Origin of the sequence: uncultured Arthrobacter sp. (assembly GCF_964021775.1) — a bacterium.
Taxonomy (GTDB): domain Bacteria; phylum Actinomycetota; class Actinomycetes; order Actinomycetales; family Micrococcaceae; genus Arthrobacter.
This window is the reverse complement of sequence record NZ_CAXHZI010000006.1, coordinates 79486-98382: the sequence shown is the minus strand read 5'-3', so window position 1 is coordinate 98382 and position 18897 is coordinate 79486. Positions and strand designations below refer to the sequence as shown.

Below are 18897 nucleotides of genomic sequence, written 5' to 3'. Positions count from 1 at the left end.
ACCGCAAAGCTCCGACGAGTGCGGCAGACCGGGACAAGGACCTGTCATGGTTTCGGAGTACATTCCGGGCGACGCCGAAAAGGACAACTACGGGGAGGTCATCGCCATGTCCGGACTTCTCCCAGACAATTCTGAAAACCTCAGCGCACAGGTCCTCCGCGGTGGCGGCACCGTCCGTCCTTCGCCGGAAATAGCGGTAGATACGGTCGTGGGCCGCCGTGTGAGCGGCCAGAAACCGTTGTTCCCTCTCCAGATCCACACGTTTCCCCATTGTTTTCAAGCCCATGCCCTGTTAATGTCCGGCAGCCAACAAACTGTAACGAGAATTTTGAAAAACTCTTAGGACGACGTCGCCGTCGTTCCTTACTGACCGCCTTGCACCGCGGCAGATGCCCACGCCCCCCGCCCGCAAGACGATCCCCCTTCCGGGGTGCGTTCCAAGCTAGGCGCGCTCTACTGAGGAGCGGAACTCACGAGCTCGTAGTGTTCGACCAAAGTTGCCTCAAAATCTTCTTCCGGGCTCGCCTAACGGGGCGGCGTGGAAGTCCTGGGATGACTTCCTTGACTGATCTAATGATGAGATGAAGCCAAGAGTATTTGCTGCCCCCGCGAAGGCTGGCGCTGGCGATCGGGTTGCGATCCTGTCTCCAGCATTCGCGGCACCTGCCGTCTCGGAGGCTGTTCACGAGCAGGCTATGAGGCGGCTGACGGAAACGACCGGGCTGATACCAGTCGAGTACGCAACTACAAGGCAACTGGGCGCAAGCGCGCAGGCTAGGGCAGCCGACATTAATGCCGCGTTCGCTGACCCCTCTATTTGGGCTGTACTTGCGACGATCGGTGGCAACGACCAGATCACCGTCATCAAGCACATCGACGCCGAGGTCATTACCGACAACCCGAAGCCATTCCTCGGCTACAGCGACAACACGAACCTGCACAACTTCCTGTGGGGTCTCGGGATCCCCAGCTACTACGGCGGTTCCACGCAGGTGCATCTAGGAGCAGGACCACGTGTGGATGGCGAGCACCTCGCCTCACTTCGCGCCGCGTTGATCGAGGGCGGATCCATCGAACTTACCGATCCTGGAGAGTCAGAAGACTTCGGCATCACCTGGACAGACCCCCGCGCCCTGACCCACTTCGGTATCCGCGAGGCGACGGAACCGTGGGCCTGGTCCGGTCCAACGACGGTCGTGGAAGGACGCTCGTGGGGCGGTTGTCTCGAGGTGATCGATCAGATCGCGATGGCTGATCGGATGCCGGCTGTGCGCGACCTCGAAGGGGCGATCCTGCTATTCGAGACTAGCGAGGAGCTGCCCGCCGCAGACGAAGTGCGGCGATGGGTGCGGGCCCTGGGAGAGAGAGGGATCCTCGAAGCCGCCGCCGGCGTACTGGTCGCCCGGCCACCAGTCAGCCGGCTAGGCGCACCTGTGCCGGCAGCGGACGAACGAGCCCGACTACGCGAGGAGCAGAGCGAAGTGATAATCGGGCAGGTCAGTGCGTACAACCCGGACGCGGTCATCTGCGTCGGAGTTCCCTTCGGCCACACCCGACCCCAATGGATCCTTCCCCACGGAGGATTGATCCGGATCGACGGAATCACCAAAACAATTACCGCTGACTACAGCTGAGGCGCCCCGGTCGAGGATTCGGAAATGGGACTGGCCGGCGCTCTGCGTTTGACGCGGCGCCCGTTAGCCGATCCAGGGGCGCTATCGGGCCATTATTGTGTAGCGTCCTACTTCCCCTCGGCTCGTCGTCACGATCCCGTCCAGAACTCCGCCGCAGCGTTCTATGGTCTTTACCGAGGGAACGTTGTCCACAAAGCTGCACAGCAGAACTCGATTCATACCGCGGGCCTGGGCCACGCCGAGCATCTCCCGGAGCGCCTTAACGGCAAGGCCGCGTCCTCTGGCGGACGGCCGGAGTCCGTAGCCCACGTGCCCCAGGACGTCCACGTCCCGGCCTGATTCGTGACGCAGAGCGATTCCCCCAAGGACTTTGCCGTCCTCGACGATCCAACGGAACGTGGCCCCGTCGTCTACTGAGGATTCCTTGGCCGAGAGCCGATCGACGAACTCGCGGAATCCCTCCGACGAACGAACATCGTCGGTCTCCAGCAGGCCGAAACCATCCTCGTGGAGGCCGTCGCCCCACTCCTCGTATGCTTCTCGCCACGCCGTATACAGGCCAACCGAAGGACGGACGAGCAGAGACATAGCCCAACGCTACCGTCCACGAGCGTCCCGTCGAGGGATCCCTCACTGAGACACATCCATTGTCATTTACCTCACGTAGACGCTCTCTTTTGCGAACGTATCGCTACCAATCCTTTCGGAGTGTCTCGTCGGGAACGACATAGGAGCTGGAGTAATGAACCCAATCGTCCCTGCGTCCCTCCCTGAAAAGGCGGTCTGCAACCATCTGGCACTCCTGCCAATCTTTCCGGGAGTCCTGCGGCCCATAACCGACAGCTTGACCGAGTTGATCCAACGTCACCAGCCGCGTGACTCCCGGCGCAGTCGCCACTTCGTAAGTGATCGTTCCTTTGAGGGAGAGCCAGCTCTTGCGGACGGGAATTTCGATCAGACGGAAGTAAGTGCCTTCATTGGCGAACATGGCAGCAGCCGCCGCGCTCTCTTTTGATTCCGGCTCAGCATTGACGAAATCCGTGAACTTCTGGAGAAGTTCTTCGTAGTCGGCGTTGAGGACTTCATCCACTTCTCCGTCCGTATGCACGTACCGGTCACTGAGGCTTCCGCTGCCGCCCTTCATTGACGAGCGGAGCCACAGTCGAACCTCCTCCACAGCATCTTCCGATGGTTCGCTCTGAAGCGCTCTGGCAAGGGATTCGCATTTGAGCGCCACGACAGTGAGGTTCATGTGTCTTAGCAAGGACGCAAACCGCATCATGTCGGCTGCCAGTACTTCCGTGTCCGTTTTCATTAGGCTTCTTTCGCGCGGTAGGGGTAAAGCTAACCACGGGAGGACGCCGCCTTCACGGTTTCCCGGTCTGAGGAAGCCGATCCTTATCGGGAGCCTCAGGAGGCCGCCCGTAAGCCGGTCCCCACCCGTCCAGTCATCCGCCTGTTTCCTGACTACGGGCATCGGTGGCCACTTTGGGAGAACAGCACCGCCGAGCACCCGACCAACTACGCAATGAAGCCAGCAGATTTCGGGCTGTCACAGACCTTAACTGGCCGGCTTCGCGCTTGGTACGACGCCTGGGATACCGAGAACCTGTATGAGAACGGTTGGAGTTCACGCGCCAACGAACGGGCCTGGAAAGCTGAGGGCGCCCGTATCGCCGAGCAACTTCGCGCAGAAGTCAAAGCCTTCGCTGACGTGGAATACGACGGATAGCGGCCCCGCCCCACGGGTGTCCCGTAAAGGATCCTTTACCGGGCAGCCGTGCCGGTCCGTGCGAGCCAGTCCTTCACTAGGGCGGCGGTGAGTTCCGGGCGTTCAAGATGGGCATTATGGCCGGCGGAATCCAGCACCGCGTAGGTTCCTCGGACATAGTGGTCGCGTAGTTTCCATCCGTCCTCGTACCCCGTCACGTGATCCTGACGCCCGAAAAGGTGCAACGAGGGCGCTTCGAACGGAGCAGGGTGCGCGATCTCCGGATCGACCGAGAGCGCATACTGCTCTGCCACCCGTTCAAGAATGTTTTGGTTCGCGCCACGGAGTCCAGGAAGTACATACGTGATGAATGCGTCGAGCGTGGCCTCGCTCTGGACTACGGCCATCTCTTCGTAGTCATCCCTCGCCTGGCCAGCCAAAGCCAGAACGGAGGGGTCCTCTCGGACAACCTGCCGACGGGGAAGGATGCGCGCCTGATGGGTCGGCTCGTACACGCCCGCAAGAGTAGCCAGTCCAAGGATCTGATCTCGACGCTCGTGAGCGACGTACCGGGCAATCATGCCCCCAAAGGAGTTGCCTATCACTGCGAAGGGCCGGTCGCCAAGACACGCATGGATGTCGTCCAAGGCCCCGTGTGCGACATGGTCTGCGCTAATGGCGTTGCTGTCAGCATTTCCTTCGGCCCACGGCAGGTCGATATAGATGCGCTGCCACCCGGATTCTTCAATGGCGTCCTCTAGCGGCAGCATGATCCGATGATCAACGCCGAATCCGTCGATCACGATTAGCGGAAGGCCTTCTCCTAAGACTTGAGCAATCACGACCAGAGCCTACAGCCCTAGCCGGTGGGCCAGCGAACGCCAAGCGCCAGAAGTGACTGCCCCACCTAGGAAACGAAGACGACCGCACCTGGCTCGCCATACGTCTGCCGATCTACGACGCCATCGTGGGGATTCCATGAAGCCGACTTGAATCCCTCAATCCTCAATGCCGGATATTTCTCGAACTCCGTCTTGACGATGGTCACGTTACCTTCAAAAATCAGCTCCCTTCCACCTTCAATCTCGATTTTGAGTCCATTCGGAAGATCCACGGCGGAGGTGAGTGCGAAGAGGGAATCTAAAGGCCTCCCGTACCAACCGTCAGGTAGCACCAAGCCAGCCCGCCCGTGCTTTTCGAAGAAACGCTCGACTATATGGGCAGGCGGACCAAGAGTCATCCAGCGCTTACGGGTCATAGGTCGATCCTACCGACGGGCTTCCTTCACCGGACCTGCCCTCTGTCGCCCCCGGTGAGGGTGCCCTATACGGACGCTTCCGGGGACTCAACGCATGCGGCACCCGGGCCCGGCGGCGGCCGGGGTCAGAACGGGCCGGAGGGCGAGGAATAATCCGACAAAGACGGCGTTGTAGAGAGGGTGATACATGCAAATGCATGTAAATCGGGTATAGTAGAAGCAGCAACCGGAAGTCTCCGGCCCCGGAAAGGAACACCATGCAGATCGGCGTCTTCAGCGTCAGCGACATCACCACCGACCCCACCACGGGCCGCACCCCCACGGAACACGAGCGCATCAAAGCCTCGGTTGCCATCGCCAAGAAGGTCGAAGAAATCGGCATGGACGTCTACGCCATCGGCGAGCACCACAACCGCCCGTTCTTCTCCTCCTCCCCCACCACCACGCTGGCCTACATCGCGGCACAAACCGAGCGGATCATCCTCTCCACCGCCACCACGCTGATCACCACCAATGACCCGGTGAAGATCGCCGAGGACTTCGCGATGCTCCAGCACCTCGCCGACGGCCGGGTGGACCTGGTCCTGGGCCGCGGCAACACCGCCCCTGTCTACCCCTGGTTCGGCAAGAACATCCAGGACGGGATCGAACTCGCGATCGAGAACTACTCCCTGCTGCGCCGGCTCTGGGACGAGGACACGGTCAACTGGTCCGGCAAGCACCGCACCCCGCTGCAGAACTTCACCTCCACGCCGCGCCCGCTCGACGGCGTCGCCCCCTTCGTCTGGCACGGCTCCATCCGCACCCCGCAGATCGCCGAAGTGGCCGCGTACTACGGCGACGGATTCTTCGCCAACAACATCTTCTGGCCCAAGGAGCACTACCAGCAGCTGATCGGCCTCTACCGTGAACGCTACGAGCACTACGGCCACGGCAAGGCGGACCAGGCGATCGTCGGCCTGGGCGGCCAGTTCTTCATGCGGAAGAACTCGCAGGACGCGGTGAAGGAGTTCCGCCCCTACTTCGACAACGCCCCGGTCTACGGCCACGGCCCCTCGCTGGAGGACTTCACCTCGCAGACCCCACTGACGGTCGGCAGCCCGCAGGAGGTCATCGAAAAGACCCTCACCTTCCGCGAGTACTTTGGCGACTACCAGCGCCAACTGTTCCTGATCGACCACGCCGGCCTGCCGTTGAAGACCGTACTGGAGCAGTTGGACCTGTTCGGCGAGGAAGTCCTGCCGGTGCTCCGCAAGGAATACGCCGAGAAGACCCCGGCCCACGTCCCGGAACCGCCGACGCACGCCGGCCGTGTGGCCGCCTCGCTGGCGGCCCGCGAGGCCGCCCCGCAGGACGCCTGATGTCCGCCGAAGCGGCGCCGGCGGAAGCCGGCCGGGCGGGCGCACCGGCAGGCCCGGGCACCAGCCCGGCCTCGCCGGTGCGGCTCGCGGCGCAGACCTGGGAGTCGCTGTTCCGGGCCCAGGTCGCCGTGATGCGCCGGCTGCAGGCGGGACCGGCGTTTAAGTCCCTCGCCCTGAACGAGTACGACGTGCTGTTCACCCTCTCCCGCTGCCCCACCGGCTGGCTGCGCCAGAATGAGCTCAACGACCACGTGCTGCTGAGCCAGTCGAGCCTGAGCCGCTTAGTGGAGCGGCTGGAAAAGCGGGGCCTCGTGGAGCGGCAACCCGCGCCCGACGACGGCCGCGGCGTGCTCGTCCGGCTCACCGAGGCCGGACGGGAACTGCAGAAGACCATCGGGCGGGAGCATGTCCGCGACATTGTGGACCTGGTGGGCCCGGCACTGACCGCCGAGGAACAGCGTGAGCTGATGCGCCTGACGGAGAAGCTGCGGGCCTCGGTCCTGGGCCGCTAGCTGTGCTGCTCCGCCGCGGGCCCGGGGGGCTCAGCGGATGGCGACCAGCGCCGCCGGGTCCTCGACCGGCAGGTCGCCGGTGACGGTGGCAGTGACCTTGAGTTCACGGAGCGAGAGGCTGCCGCCCACGGTGGACAGGAACGCGGTGTCCGAGGAGTCCCGGCCGGCGGTAATCCGAAGCATGCTCTCCCGGGGCGCCAGGCCGGTCGGATCGATCACGTGCCAGGCCCCGTCCACGTGGGCTTCGGCCACGGCGTGGAAGTCCATCGGGCTCAATCCGGGCGCGTACACGGCGGCCAGCCGCGCCGGGACGTTCTTGGACCGCAGCAGTGAGATGGCCAGGTGGGCGAAGTCCCGGCAGACGCCGCGCCGGTGCAGCAGCGTTTCGACGGCGCCGTCGGTACCGCGCGATGAGCCGCTGACGTAGCGCAGTTCGCTGAAGACCCAGTTCCGCACGGCGTGCAGCAGTTCCCCGCCGTCCAGCCCGCCGAACTCGGCGTACGCCGTCGGGAGCAGCCGGTCCGACTCGGCGTAGCGGCTGGGCCGCACGTAGCGGATGAGCTCCATCAGCCCGGGTTCCTCTGGAGCGGCGAAGCCGGTGACGGTCGCCCCGTACTCCACCAGCACCTCGGTGGGCTCGGCGAACTCCATGTAGTGGAAGCGCCCGCCGTGGTGGTCCGAGAGCTCGGTCAGGGGCACGTCCTCGCCGCCGGCCGTCACGGACAGCGACTCCTCGAATCCGCTGTAGCCGGGGTTGCGGGCAACAGCCACCGCCATCGCGACCTTGGTATCGGCCACGGTCTTGAAGGCCAGGCGTGCGGACACGATGCGTTCCATGAATCTCCGGAGGGTGCGAGCGAAGCCGCTGGATTGTCAGCGGGCGGGCGGTCGCCCCGGGCCGTTGTAGAGGGCGCGGGGCGGGACTAGTTTTTGATCTTCAGCGACATTAGCATCCGCTGGACATTGGCGAATTCCGAGCCCTCGTTGACGTATTTGTCCGCCTGGCCCAGCGTGTCAAAAGACTTGGCCGGGGCGACTTTCTGGTCCGGAGCGAACGCCTTGAACTCAGCCAGATCGCCGAAGGAGTAGTCGCCCTTGCCCTCGGGGCCGCGGACACTGTTCCGCAGGGTGCAGGCTTTCCCGCCCGCCCCGCCCACCACGTTGGTGATGCCGTAGGAGCCGAAGTACTTGTAGCCCTGGATCACACGGAAGACCACGTGCGGGTCGATGGTTCCCTCCCCGCCGCGGTGCGGCAGTTCCACCGGAACGCTGCTGACCACCACATACGGTTTCGCCGCCGAGGCCTTGCAGGAGGCGGCGGCCTGGGGCCGGAGCCCGGTCTGCAGAGTGGCCAGGTACCGGCCTTCCGCGTCCTTGACCTCGATCCTGAGCGCCCCCGGAAGGGTGCCCGGCGCCGGAGTGAGCGACTGCGCAATCCACTCCTGCGGCAGATCAAAACTCACGGTCTTCCCGGGATCGTAGAACGTTTTCCAGGCCGCCGCCGTCGCGCCCGCGGTCGCGCCGGCTGAGGGAGAGGTCCCGGGGGAAGCAGATGCCGTCCCCGAAGCCGGGCCGCCTGACGTAGCCGTCGACGCTGCGCTTGCGGAGGGGCCCGACGTCGCGCTCCCGCCCGGAGGTGCGGCCGTCCAGGCCGGCGCGCCCTTGCCCTCGCTGCTGCAGCCGGCGAGCGCCGCCGCGGTGAGCGCCAGCGCGGGGGCTAGCCGGAGTCCGCGGGATAGAACCGTGCCAGTCATGCTGCCAGCGTAACCGCGGGCCGGGGCTGTTCCGGGCTTCCGGAACCGCGTTTCGCAGAAGCGGACGCCGCGGCCGTCGGCACGGCCCGCCGCAGGTCCGGCAGCGAAACAAGGCTAGGCTGGGGGGATGGCGGAACAGCACCTTGATGCAGCGGAATCTGGCGGCCCGGACGGCGTGGCGCGGATGTCCGCCGTCGACATCGCAGACTGGCGGCTCCGGACCTTTGCGCTCTACGCCACCGTGCGTAAGATCGCCGCGGATAGCCCGGCCGAAGCCCACTCCTACTGGCGGCAGGAGCGCGACCGGATGTTCGCTACGCACCCCGCCTCGCCCCTGACCGAAGACGCCAAGGCGAGCTTCGGCGGCCTCCGGACCGCGGACTACGACCCGATCTACCGCTTCCACGTCCCCATCACGAAGGAGGGCGCCGGACGGGAGATGAACGTCGAAACCGGAACCGACGGCGTCGTCCGTTTTGTCCGGCTGGGCACCTTCGACCTGCCGGAGATGGGCCAGCTGGCGGTTTGGAAGCTCAACGGCTACGGCGGCGGCATATTCGTGCCGTTCCGCGACGCCACCGCCGGCCAGCCCGGCGGCAGCTACGGCGCGGGCCGCTACCTGCTGGACACCATCAAGGGCGCCTTCCACGGCGTGACGGGCTCGGGGCCCGACGCCGAGTTCGTGCTGGACTTCAACTTCGCCTACAACCCGTCCTGCGCCTACAACGAGGCGTGGGCCTGCCCGCTGGCCGGGCCGTCGAACCGGCTCGCCGTGGACATCCCGGTTGGCGAGCTGTACTAGCCGGATGGAGTCGCAGCTACAACAAGCGCAGCACGGCCCGCAGTTCCCGCCGGATACCACCGCGGCCTCCCCGGCTTCTTCCCCCTCAGCTACTTCCTCCACCGCACGAGCGCGCCGCCACCGGGGCGTACTCCGCTACCCGGTGGTCCGCCAGCTCCTGCGCTTCACCGGCGTCGGCGTCGTTTGCACCGTGTCTTCGCTGGCACTCTATGCCTTCCTGCGGCCGTGGATCGGGCCCCAGCCGGCCAACGCGGCCGCGCTGATCATCACCTCGCTGATGAACACCGCGCTGAACCGGCGGCTGACGTTCAAAATCACCGAACGCCACCGGATGAAGCGCGACCATCTCAACGGGCTGATCGTGATCGCCGTCGCCCTGCTGATCACCGGCGGCAGCCTCGGCATCCTGCACTGGATCAACCCGGACGCCACCGTGGCCGCCGAACTCTGGACCACCACCCTGTCCGGCTTCCTGGCCACGGCCGTAAGGTTCACGATGCTGCGGCACTGGATCTTCCGCCGCGCCCGGCACCGCTAGCACCCAGCGGACTGCCGGCTACCCGAGTGCGCGGATGCTGCCGACGGCGGTGCCCACCGCGGCCGCTGCTTCCCGCAGCTCGGTGGCGGTGATGGACGAATCGAAGCTGAAGCGCACGGCGGTCTGGGCCACTTCGGCGCTGATTCCCATAGCCATCAGCACGGGCGATGGCTCGTCGGAGCCCGCGGCGCAGGCCGAACCGCTCGAACAGACCACACCCTGCCGTTCCAGCTCCAGCAGCACAGACTCGCCGCTGGTTCCCGGGAAGCAGAACGACGCCACCGAGGGCAGCCGCTCGTCCGGATGGCCGGTCAGCACGGCGCCGGGCACTCCGGCCAGGACGGCGCCGATGAAGTCGTCACGCAATCCAGCGACCCGGGCGGAGGCCGCCTGCTGCGAGGTCCCGGCGAGGCTCAGCGCCGTTGCCAGGGCCACCGCGCCGGCAACGTTCTCGGTACCCGAGCGGCGGCCGCGTTCCTGGCCGCCGCCGTGGATCAGCGGCTCCAGCCGGGTCCGGCCGCGCACGAACAACGCCCCGCAGCCCTTCGGTGCGCCCAGCTTGTGGCCGGAAATGCTCAGGGCATCGACGCCCAGGCCACGAGTGTCGAGGGGGAGCCAGCCCGCGGCCTGCACGGCGTCGCTGTGGAACGGGATGCCGCGACCGCGGGCCAGTGCCGCCAGCCGGGCTACGGGCTGGATTGTCCCGACCTCGTTGTTGGCGTACATGACGCTGGCCAGCACGGTTTCCGGCCGGAGCACGGCCGCGAACGCTTCCTCGGTCACCTGCCCGTAGCGGTCCACCGGGATCACGTCGACCGCGAAGCCGTGGACACGTTCGAGGTACCTGGCGGATTCCTCCACCGCGGGATGTTCGACGGCGCTGATCGCCACCCGGTCAAGGCCCGGGTCCGCAGCGCGGCGGGCCAGGGCGATGCCCTTGACGGCGAGGTTGTCCGCTTCCGTGCCGCCGGAGGTGAAGACGACCTCCCTTGGGCGGCAGCCCAGGGCCTTCGCCGTCGTTTCCCGGGCTCCTGCGAGCGCCGCGGCGGCGGCGTCGCCGAGCGAATGGTGGCTTGATGGGTTGCCGAAGTCCCCGCTGAGGTACGGCCACATGGCCTCGAGCACCTCGCGGCGGACCGGCGTGGTGGCGGCGGCGTCCAGGAAGATCACGGCATCCCTCAGCTAGCCGGTAGTTCGACGTCGAGTTCGATGTCGAGGCCCAGGTCCAAGGCGGTGACGCTGTGGGTGAGCGCACCGATCGAGATGACGTCCACCCCGGTGGCGGCGATGCCGGCCACGGTCGCGAGGCTGACGTTGCCGCTGGCCTCGACCCGTGCCCGCCCCGCGACGAGTTCGACGCCGTCGGCGAGTTCGATCAGTGAGAAGTTGTCCAGCATGATGGTGTCCACGCCGGCGGCCAGCACGGGCTCAATCTGCTCCATCCTGTCCACCTCCACCTCGAAATGCGTGGTGTGCCCCAGCCGTGCCTTGGCGTCGCGCAGCACCGCGGTGAGCTTTGCAGGGTCTCCCCCGGTGAGCACCGCAAGGTGGTTGTCCTTGGCCAGGACCGCGTCCGAGAGGCTGAAGCGGTGGTTTGCTCCGCCGCCGCAGCGGACCGCGTAACGCTCCAGCACCCTAAGCCCCGGCGTCGTCTTCCGGGTATCGGTAATCCGCGCGCGGGTGCCGGCGACCAACGCGACGAACTCCGCGGTCCGGGTGGCGATCGCGCTCATCCGCTGCACCAGGTTCAGCGCCACCCGTTCGGCCAGCAGCACACCGCGGGCGTTGCCGTTCACCCGGGCCAGTGCGGTGCCGGCGTCGAAGGCCTCACCGTCCGCCACGAGCAGTTCGACGACGGCGGCCGGGTCCGCCAGCTTCATCGCCGCGGCGAACACCTCCCCACCGCTGAACACGCCGGGCACCCGGGCCGCGAGCACGGCGGTGGCGCGGGCACCGGCCGGGATCAGGGTCTGCGAGGTGATGTCGCCGTAGGGTGCGTCCTCTTGCAGGGCGGCGCGCAGCACGGCACCGACGGCGGCCGCCGGAAGGGTGCCGGCGAGGGCGGCCGCAGGGACGACGGCGGGAAGGGCGGCGGCAGGTGCTGTCATGACGGAATCCTTTGTTTCGGGCGGGATACGGCGGCATACCGGTGGCCGTGCGGGCCGGCCGGCGGGTTGGACCGGGGCGGGGCTGCGAGCATCGCCGGCGGGCCGGGGGCAACAGCGTCACTGGCGGCGTCGGCTGCATCGGCGCGGAAGTGGGCACCGACCGAGCCGGTCCTGGCCCGGGCGGCCTCCACCAGCAGCCGGGCGGCCAGCAACAAGTTCCGGTCCTCGTACTCGGATTGAACCAGCCCCGCGTCCGCCACACTCTCGGGCCGGACAACAGCGCCCCACGCAGCCAGTTGGGCAGCCGCAGCATCGAGCTCAGCCCCCGAACGCAACACCCCCGCAGCCCCAGTCATCAACCGCCCAAGAGCATCCCTCGAAAACGGCGCCGGAACGGGCCCCGTCTTCCCAACACCCTCGGGCAAGCTGGCCGGGTGGGTTACTCCCCCAGTCGTGTCGCGCGAGGGTACTGCGGAAGCGTGCGTCAAAGGGAGGCCGCCCGCGGCCGAGCTAGCACGCGGAGCAGTGCCGTCGTGCGACGCTTCGACTCGGAGGAAGTCCTCAACCGCCCGTCGCCCGAACACCAGCCCTTCGAGCAGCGAATTGCTGGCCAGCCGGTTGGCGCCCTGCGCGCCGGTGCAGGCGGTCTCGCCCGCCGCGTACAGCCCCGGTACCGAGGTGCGTCCGCAAAGGTCGGTCGTGACCCCGCCCATCCAGTAGTGCGCGGCCGGGGACACGGGCAGCGGCTCGGCGGTCCAGTCGTAGCCGGCGGCGCGGGTGGCCGCGGTGATGGTGGGGAACCGCCGGGCCAGGAAGCCGCGGCCGCGGGCGGCTTCAATGCCCCGGGCATCCAGGTACACCGGGCTGTCCGCCGGCTGCCCGGTGGCCGCCAGGTGCAGTGCGATGCTGCGGGAGACGACGTCGCGCGGTGCCAGTTCGGCGTCGGGGTGGAAGTCAGGCATAAAGCGGTGGCCGGCGGCGTCGAGCAGGAGCGCACCCTCGCCGCGCACCGCCTCGGAGATCAGCAGCGCGGGCGGCCCGCCGGGCACCCCGGCCGCGGCCAGTGTGGTCGGGTGGAACTGGAAGAACTCCAGGTCGCGGACGGCAGCACCCGCGCGCCAGGCCAGGGCGAGGCCGTCGGCGGTGGCCACCGAAGGATTGCTGGTGCGGGCAAACAGCCGCCCGGCGCCGCCGGTGGCGAGCAGCACAGCGTCGGCGTCGAGCCGCTTCAGCTCCCCGCCGGCAAGGTAGGCGACACCGGTGACGGCTGGCGAACTTGCGCCTTTCGGGTTTCCGCCCTCGGTCAGGAGCTCGGTCACGAAGGCGCCGGTCTCGACCCGGAGTCCGCCCTGGACGGCGCGGTCCAGCACGGCGGCCACGAGGGCACGCGCGATGCGGGCCCCGGTCGCATCGCCGCCGGCGTGCAGGATGCGTGCGGCGGAATGCGCAGCCTCCAGCCCCAGCGCCGGGCCTCCATCGTCACGGACGTCGAAGTCCACACCGAAGCGGCGCAGCCCGACGATGTCCCGGACGGCCTCCGTGCACAGGATCCGCACCGCGTCCGGATTGTTCAGCCCGGCCCCGGCGGCGAGGGTATCGGCGATATGCGCCGCCACGGAGTCACCCGGTGCGGCCTCCCCCGGCGCCAGCACGGCGGACACGCCGCCTTGGGCGTAGAAGGTGTTGCTCTCCTCGAGCGCGCCCTTGGTCAGGAGCACCACCTCAGATGCGGGCGCTTCAGAGGCCAGCAGTGCCGCGTACAGCCCGGCGATGCCGCTGCCGACGACGACGAGCCGCCTGGTCACGGCCGGGCCGCCAGCATGCGTTCCAAGGCCACGCGGGCGGGGGCCGCGACGTCGTCCGCCACCGTGATGCGGTTGACCACCTCGCCGCGGACCAGGGACTCCAGCACCCAGGCCAGGTAGCCCGGGTGGATGCGGTACATGGTGGAGCAGGGGCAGATCACCGGGTCGAGGCAGAAAATGGTGTGCTGCGGGTATTCGGCGGCCAGCCGGTTGACCAGGTTGATCTCGGTGCCGACCGCGAAGACGGTGGGCTCGGTGGCGGCGGCAATGGCCTTGCGGATGAAGTCGGTGGATCCGGCAGCATCGGCAGCGTCGACCACCTCCATGGGGCACTCCGGGTGCACAATCACCTGCACGCCCGGGAACTCGGCGCGCGCCTTCTCGATCTGGGCCACGTTGAAGCGCTTGTGGACCGAGCAGAAGCCGTGCCAGAGGATCACGCGGGAATCCTGCAGGGTCTGTCCGTCGTTGCCGCCGAGGTCCTTGCGCGGATTCCACATCGGCATCTGCTCCAGCGGCACCCCCATGGCTTTGGCGGTATTGCGGCCCAGGTGCTGGTCCGGGAAGAACAGCACGCGCTGGCCCCGCTCGAACGCCCACTCCAGCACGGTGGCGGCGTTCGAGGAAGTGCAGACAATGCCGCCGTGCTCGCCGCAGATGCCCTTGAGCGCTGCCGAGGAGTTCATGTAGGTGACCGGGATGACGGGCACCCGGCCGTCGGCGTCGGGTTCGGTGCCGAACAGCTCCTCCAGCTGTTCCCAGCACTCGGTGACCGAGTCGATGTCCGCCATGTCCGCCATCGAGCAGCCCGCGGCGAGGTTGGGCAGGATCACGGCCTGCTCCGGCCGGGACAGGATGTCCGCGGTTTCGGCCATGAAGTGCACGCCGCAGAAAATGATCGCCTCGGCGTCGGGCCGGGTCAGGGCCGCGTTGGCGAGCTGGAAGGAGTCGCCCACGAAGTCGGCGTATTCCACCACCTCGTCGCGCTGGTAGAAATGGCCCAGGATGACGGCCCGGTCCCCCAGCGCCGCCTTGGCGGCCCTGATGCGGGCGTCCAGTTCGGCGTCGCCGGCCAGGCGGTACTCCTCCGGGAGCTGGCCCTGGCGGGGGGTGGACGGCGGGGCGACGTCGGCCACGGAGGCTCCGGGGCCGTAGGCGGGCATGCCGGTGCGGGCCTCGGCAAGATCGAAGTCCCAGGGGCCGCGGGCGAGGGCCGGGCTGCAGGTGGACCCCGCCGCCGCAATGCCGGCGGCGCTGCCGGCGGCCTGTTCGCGCGTGATCAGCTGGATCGCCGTGTTGACGCTGCTCATGGTGTGCTCCTGTTGTCTGGATCGAGGCCGGGGCGGCCGGTAAAGCGGTAGAGGCGGGGCGGGCGGTGCTTGCCGCCTTGCAGGTATTCATCGGTTTCTTCAATTTCCGGGGTCGCCTTGATCTGGCGGCGGAAGTTGGCCGGGTCCAGCTCGCGGTCCAGGACTGCCTCATAGACCTCCCGGACCTGCGCGAGGGTGAAGTATTCGCCGAGCAGGTGGTAGGCGATCGAGCCGTAGGCCATCTTGTTCCGCAACCGCCAGAGCGCGTAGTCGATGATCGTCTTGTGGTCGAACGCCAGCTCGCCCAGCCGGTCGGCCCGGAACCAGCGGACGTTTTCGGATTCGTCGGCGAGCGCGGCCTCGGTGGGCTGCACCAGCGCCCAGTACACGATCGACACCACACGCTGGGTGGGCGAACGGTGCAGGCCGCCGAAGGCGTAAAGCTGCTCAAGGTAGCTCGGCGCCAGGCCGGTGGTCTCGCGCAGGTTGCGTGAAGCGGCATCCTGCAGCGACTCGTTGTGCGTCAGCGGACCGCCGGGCAGCGCCCAAAGGCCCTTGAAAGGCTCACGGATCCGGCGCACCAGCGGGATCCAGAGCGTGGGCCGGCCGGAACGTTCGCTCGGCCGGAGCGCGAAGATCACCGTGGAAATCGCCAGCGACGGCGGCGCGAGCTGGCGCTCCGAGACGTTGGCTGGAGAGGTGTAAACGGTGATCGACCCCCGCTATCCTTCGGCCCGGGCCCTCCTGTGGGGACCGCCCGGCCGGCTCCGGCCCTACCGCCGGAGTAGTTATAGTCAAGTTGACTAGAACTAATTCTACGACGGCGGCCCCCCGGTACAAAATGTTGCTGCTCCCGGCCCGGCGGCCCGGGCTGGTTCCGGCCTACTGGCCCCGTGCGGCGGCTTCGAGCAGCGGCAGGGTCCGGCCCTCGAAGTGGGTGTTGAGCACAATCACCGAAGAAGAGCGCAGCACGGTCCGGGTGGCGATCATCGCGTCCAGCACGCGCTGCAGGTCGGAGTTGGAGCGGGCGGCAATCCGGGCCATTAGGTCCGAGCCGCCGGACACGGTGTGGATCTCGATCAGCTCGGGGATGCGCGCCAGGGCCTCCACGACGGCGTCGTGCCCGAGGTCCTGGTTGATGGTCAGCGAGCAGAACGCGACCACAGGATAGCCGAAGCGGGCCGGGTCCGGCTGCGGAACCCAGGAGCCGATGACGCCGCTGTCCTGCATCCGGTCCAGCCGCGACTGGACGGTGGCGCGGGCGACCTTCAGCACCCGGGACGCCTCCAGCACGGAAGCCCGCGGAGAATCCGTGAAGAATCGGACAATTTTGGCATCCAGCGGATCCACGTTCACGTCAGTTTCCTTATCCCGGGGCATTTCACAGCACAAATCGTCAGAATCAGGGTCAGCCCCTCAACAAACTGCAACCATGCTCTCACGCCCGGCGCGCCCGCGGGCCCCTCCGGGACGGTAAATTCGAATGGTCCCAAAAGGACGCACCCACCACCGTAAGAAGGTTCGCCAGCATGACAACGAAGTCCACCGCGGAGCGCCCGGCCCTGAAACTCGGCCACAGCATGTTGCCCCGCCAGCTCACCATGATGGGACTCGGCAGCGCCATCGGCGCCGGCCTGTTCCTCGGATCGGGGGCCGGAATCCAGGCCGCCGGACCGGCCGTCCTGATCTCCTACCTGGTCGCGGGCACCCTGATCATCATTGTCATGTGGGCCCTCGGCGAGATGGCCGCCGCCAACCCGAACAGCGGCGCGTTCTCCGTGTACGCCGAGAAGGCCATGGGCAAGACCGCCGGCGCCACCGTGGGCTGGCTCTGGTGGCTGCAGCTCGTCGTCGTCATCGCTGCGGAGGCCCTCGGCGCGGCCGGGCTGCTCTTCACGGTCTGGCCGGCGGTCCCGGTCTGGGGGCTCGCGCTGATTTTCATGGCGGTCTTCACGGCCATCAACCTCGCCGGGGTGAAGAACTTCGGCGAGTTCGAGTTCTGGTTCGCGATCCTCAAGGTCGCCGCCATCCTGCTGTTCCTGGCCATCGGCGCCGCGCTGCTGTTCGGCTGGCTGCCGGACGTGCCCAGTCCGGGTCTGAGCAACATCACGTCCAACTTCGCCCCGGCCGGCCTGGGCGGCATCGCCACGGCACTTTTTGTGGTGATCTTCGCCTTCGGCGGCACGGAAATCGTCAGCGTTGCCGCGGCCGAGACCGAGAACCCCGAGCGCAGCGTCGGCCACGCGATCCGCACCGTGGTCTGGCGGATTCTGGTCTTCTACATCGGCTCCGTCTTCGTCATTGCCGCCGTGCTTCCGTCGACGTCGACGGCGCTCAAGTCCCCGTTCGCGGGCGTCCTGGACCTGGCCCGCATCCCCGGCGCGGGAGCTGCGATCACCTTGGTCGCCGTCGTCGCCCTGCTCTCCGCCCTCAACGCGAACCTGTACGGCGCTTCCCGGATGGCCTACTCGCTCTCCGAGCGCGGCGAAGCCCCGCGGTTCCTGTCGCGGCTCAACCACGCCCGGGTTCCGGTCATCGCGGTCAGCATCTCGGTGGCCTTCGGCTTCCTGGCCGCCGTGCTTGAACTGCTGTTCCCGGAACAGATCCTGCCGGCACTGTTCCAGCTGGTCGGCTCCACCTGCCTCGTGGTGTGGGGCTCGGCCCTGGTGTCCCAGCTGATCCTGCGGCGCCGCGCGGACCGTGCGGGCACCGAGCTGCCGCTGCGGATGAAAGGCTTTCCGGCGATCACCATTTTCGGACTGGTACTCCTGGCCCTGATCTTCGCCGTCGGCTTCAGCAGCCCGGACAGCAGCCGGCAGCTCTTCAGCACGATGGCGTTGATCGCCGGCATCGCCGCGGCGTGCTGGGTCGGCGCCCGGCTCAGCCGCCGCGCCGCCCGGTAGCCGAGGCGCCGGGACCGTAGAGGGCTGTACAAACTGCTAAGCACATCGGCGCCGGCGCCGGCGGGTTTGTGCAGACTGGCCAGCATTTCCTGAGCTGATTGCCCAGCACCCGCCGCGTGACTAGGGTCACAGGCATGGACACACTCCCCCTCGCGGTACCCGGTGACGACGCCGGGCCGCTCACTCCCGCCCAGCTCCGCGAGCTGTACTCGCTGATGGTCGCCGTCCGGCACCTCGACACCTCCGCGATCGCCTGGCAGCGGCAGGGCATCATCCCCGGCTACGCCCCCGAATTCGGCCAGGAGGCGGCCCAGGTGGGCAGCGGCTACGCCGTGGACACCGCCCGCGATTTCGTCTTCCCCACCTACCGCGAGATGGGCGTCGCCCGGACCATGGGCGTGGACATGGTGGGCTACATGTCCACCCACAAGGCCACCTGGCACGGCGGCCTGTACAACCCGGCGGAGTCCCGGCTGGCCCCGATCCAGGCCGTCGTCGCCGGGTCCGTGCTGCACGCCGTCGGCTGGGCCCACGGCCAGACCCTGGACCAAAACGACGGCGTCGCGCTGACCTATTTCGGCGACGGCGCCTCCTCGCAGGGCGACGTCCATGAGGCGATGAACTTCGCGGCGGTGATGAAGGCCCCCGTGGTCTTCTTCGTCCAGAACAACGGCTGGGCCATCTCCGTGCCCACCGAACGCCAGGTGGCTGGCGGCTCGGTCGCCGCCCGCGCCGCCGGTTACGGGATGCCGGCGCTGCAGATCGACGGCAACGACGTCGTCGCCGTCGTCGCCGTCGTCGAGGCGACCCGCCGCGCCTTCGCGCACGCCCGCGGCGGCAACGGCCCCGTCCTGGTCGAGGCCATGACCTACCGCCGCGGGCCGCACTCGACCTCCGACGATCCCGGCCGCTACCGCTCCCTCGACGAGGAGCGCGACGGCGCCGGGGCGGACCCGCTGGAGCGCCTCAAGCAGCGGCTGCTGGCCGAGGGCATCGCCGACGAAGCCTTCTTCGCCGAGGCCCTTGCAGCGGCCAAGGCGGAGGAGGAACAGATCCGCACCGGCATCCAGGCCCTCGGATCCCGCCCCGGCGCCGAAATGTTTGACCTGGTCTTCCAGGAAACCACCCCTGCCCTGCAGGCCCAGGCCGCCAACTGGCGCGAGGAGTCCGAACATGTCTAACTCGATTCTCGAAGGCGCAA

The 18897-nt window shown here is 67.6% G+C and carries 21 protein-coding genes; 9 read left to right on the top strand and 12 right to left on the bottom strand.

The genetic code is table 11. The annotated features are described in order from the left end of the window. Positions 1-46: 46 nt before the first annotated feature. Together ABIN76_RS08240 and ABIN76_RS08235 are read left to right on the top strand one after the other, a co-directional pair. Positions 47-343 (top strand): hypothetical protein, encoded by a 297-nt coding sequence (locus ABIN76_RS08240; RefSeq protein ID WP_346959225.1) that lies wholly within the window; start codon positions 47-49, stop codon positions 341-343. A gap of 238 nt (positions 344-581) precedes the next feature. Further along, entirely contained in the window at positions 582-1634 is a 1053-nt protein-coding gene (locus ABIN76_RS08235; RefSeq protein WP_346959224.1) for a S66 peptidase family protein, read from the top strand. An 81-nt stretch (positions 1635-1715) separates the two neighbouring features. On the opposite strand, the gene ABIN76_RS08230 is transcribed toward ABIN76_RS08235, so the two are convergent. Both ABIN76_RS08230 and ABIN76_RS08225 read right to left on the bottom strand, forming a co-directional pair. Then, the gene (locus tag ABIN76_RS08230; protein WP_346959223.1) at positions 1716-2222 is read right to left on the bottom strand and encodes a GNAT family N-acetyltransferase; all 507 of its coding nucleotides are present in this window, start codon (positions 2220-2222) and stop codon (positions 1716-1718) included. Between the two features lie 103 nt (positions 2223-2325). Then, a complete protein-coding gene (locus tag ABIN76_RS08225) occupies positions 2326-2949 on the bottom strand; it encodes a hypothetical protein (protein ID WP_346959222.1) in 624 nt (207 codons plus the stop codon). 213 nt (positions 2950-3162) lie between these two features. Between ABIN76_RS08225 and ABIN76_RS08220 the strand changes: the two genes are divergently transcribed. Beyond that, complete coding sequence (locus tag ABIN76_RS08220) at positions 3163-3366, top strand: hypothetical protein (RefSeq protein ID WP_346959221.1); 204 nt, start codon at positions 3163-3165, stop codon at positions 3364-3366. A 35-nt stretch (positions 3367-3401) separates the two neighbouring features. On the opposite strand, the gene ABIN76_RS08215 is transcribed toward ABIN76_RS08220, so the two are convergent. Both ABIN76_RS08215 and ABIN76_RS08210 read right to left on the bottom strand, forming a co-directional pair. Then, a complete protein-coding gene (locus ABIN76_RS08215; protein WP_346959220.1) occupies positions 3402-4187 on the bottom strand; it encodes an alpha/beta hydrolase in 786 nt (261 codons plus the stop codon). 65 nt (positions 4188-4252) lie between these two features. Beyond that, entirely contained in the window at positions 4253-4603 is a 351-nt protein-coding gene (locus ABIN76_RS08210) for a hypothetical protein (protein WP_346959219.1), read from the bottom strand. A 257-nt stretch (positions 4604-4860) separates the two neighbouring features. Between ABIN76_RS08210 and ABIN76_RS08205 the strand changes: the two genes are divergently transcribed. Together ABIN76_RS08205 and ABIN76_RS08200 are read left to right on the top strand one after the other, a co-directional pair. Further along, complete coding sequence (locus ABIN76_RS08205; protein ID WP_175322930.1) at positions 4861-5964, top strand: LLM class flavin-dependent oxidoreductase; 1104 nt, start codon at positions 4861-4863, stop codon at positions 5962-5964. Further along, positions 5964-6476 (top strand): MarR family winged helix-turn-helix transcriptional regulator, encoded by a 513-nt coding sequence (locus ABIN76_RS08200; RefSeq protein WP_346959218.1) that lies wholly within the window; start codon positions 5964-5966, stop codon positions 6474-6476. The genes ABIN76_RS08205 and ABIN76_RS08200 overlap by 1 nt, the downstream gene beginning before the upstream one ends. A gap of 30 nt (positions 6477-6506) precedes the next feature. Here the strand turns inward: ABIN76_RS08200 and ABIN76_RS08195 are convergent, their stop codons facing one another. Beyond that, positions 6507-7313, bottom strand: coding sequence for a transglutaminase family protein (locus ABIN76_RS08195; protein WP_346959217.1), 807 nt, complete (start codon positions 7311-7313; stop codon positions 6507-6509). Between the two features lie 86 nt (positions 7314-7399). After that, positions 7400-7939, bottom strand: a complete 540-nt coding sequence (locus ABIN76_RS08190) for a hypothetical protein (protein ID WP_346959216.1) — start codon at positions 7937-7939, stop codon at positions 7400-7402. A 418-nt stretch (positions 7940-8357) separates the two neighbouring features. Between ABIN76_RS08190 and ABIN76_RS08185 the strand changes: the two genes are divergently transcribed. Continuing rightward, a complete protein-coding gene (locus ABIN76_RS08185) occupies positions 8358-9032 on the top strand; it encodes a DUF1684 domain-containing protein (protein WP_346959215.1) in 675 nt (224 codons plus the stop codon). A 4-nt stretch (positions 9033-9036) separates the two neighbouring features. Beyond that, a complete protein-coding gene (locus ABIN76_RS08180; protein WP_346959214.1) occupies positions 9037-9570 on the top strand; it encodes a GtrA family protein in 534 nt (177 codons plus the stop codon). 18 nt (positions 9571-9588) lie between these two features. Here ABIN76_RS08180 and ABIN76_RS08175 read toward each other — a convergent pair whose 3' ends face one another. From ABIN76_RS08175 to ABIN76_RS08150, 6 genes are all read right to left on the bottom strand, one after another. Continuing rightward, entirely contained in the window at positions 9589-10740 is a 1152-nt protein-coding gene (locus ABIN76_RS08175; RefSeq protein ID WP_346959213.1) for a cysteine desulfurase family protein, read from the bottom strand. Positions 10741-10748: 8 nt separating this feature from the next. Beyond that, positions 10749-11678 carry a carboxylating nicotinate-nucleotide diphosphorylase gene (gene nadC / locus ABIN76_RS08170; protein ID WP_346959212.1) on the bottom strand — a complete coding sequence of 310 codons (930 nt, stop codon included), beginning with the start codon at positions 11676-11678 and terminating at the stop codon, positions 10749-10751. Then, the gene (locus ABIN76_RS08165) at positions 11675-13483 is read right to left on the bottom strand and encodes an FAD-binding protein (protein WP_346959211.1); all 1809 of its coding nucleotides are present in this window, start codon (positions 13481-13483) and stop codon (positions 11675-11677) included. Before ABIN76_RS08165 ends, nadC begins: the two co-directional genes overlap by 4 nt. Further along, complete coding sequence (gene nadA / locus ABIN76_RS08160; RefSeq protein ID WP_346959210.1) at positions 13480-14793, bottom strand: quinolinate synthase NadA; 1314 nt, start codon at positions 14791-14793, stop codon at positions 13480-13482. Before nadA ends, ABIN76_RS08165 begins: the two co-directional genes overlap by 4 nt. Further along, positions 14790-15506, bottom strand: a complete 717-nt coding sequence (locus ABIN76_RS08155) for an NrtR DNA-binding winged helix domain-containing protein (protein ID WP_346959317.1) — start codon at positions 15504-15506, stop codon at positions 14790-14792. Before ABIN76_RS08155 ends, nadA begins: the two co-directional genes overlap by 4 nt. A 169-nt stretch (positions 15507-15675) precedes the next feature. Then, on the bottom strand, positions 15676-16149 hold the full coding sequence (locus ABIN76_RS08150; protein ID WP_346959209.1) for an Lrp/AsnC family transcriptional regulator: 474 nt from the start codon (positions 16147-16149) through the stop codon (positions 15676-15678). Positions 16150-16322: 173 nt separating this feature from the next. On the opposite strand from ABIN76_RS08150, the gene ABIN76_RS08145 reads away from it, so the two are divergent. Next, positions 16323-17696 carry an amino acid permease gene (locus ABIN76_RS08145; protein ID WP_346959208.1) on the top strand — a complete coding sequence of 458 codons (1374 nt, stop codon included), beginning with the start codon at positions 16323-16325 and terminating at the stop codon, positions 17694-17696. Between the two features lie 134 nt (positions 17697-17830). Next, the gene (locus ABIN76_RS08140) at positions 17831-18877 is read left to right on the top strand and encodes a thiamine pyrophosphate-dependent enzyme (RefSeq protein ID WP_346959207.1); all 1047 of its coding nucleotides are present in this window, start codon (positions 17831-17833) and stop codon (positions 18875-18877) included. Positions 18878-18897 lie beyond the last annotated feature (20 nt).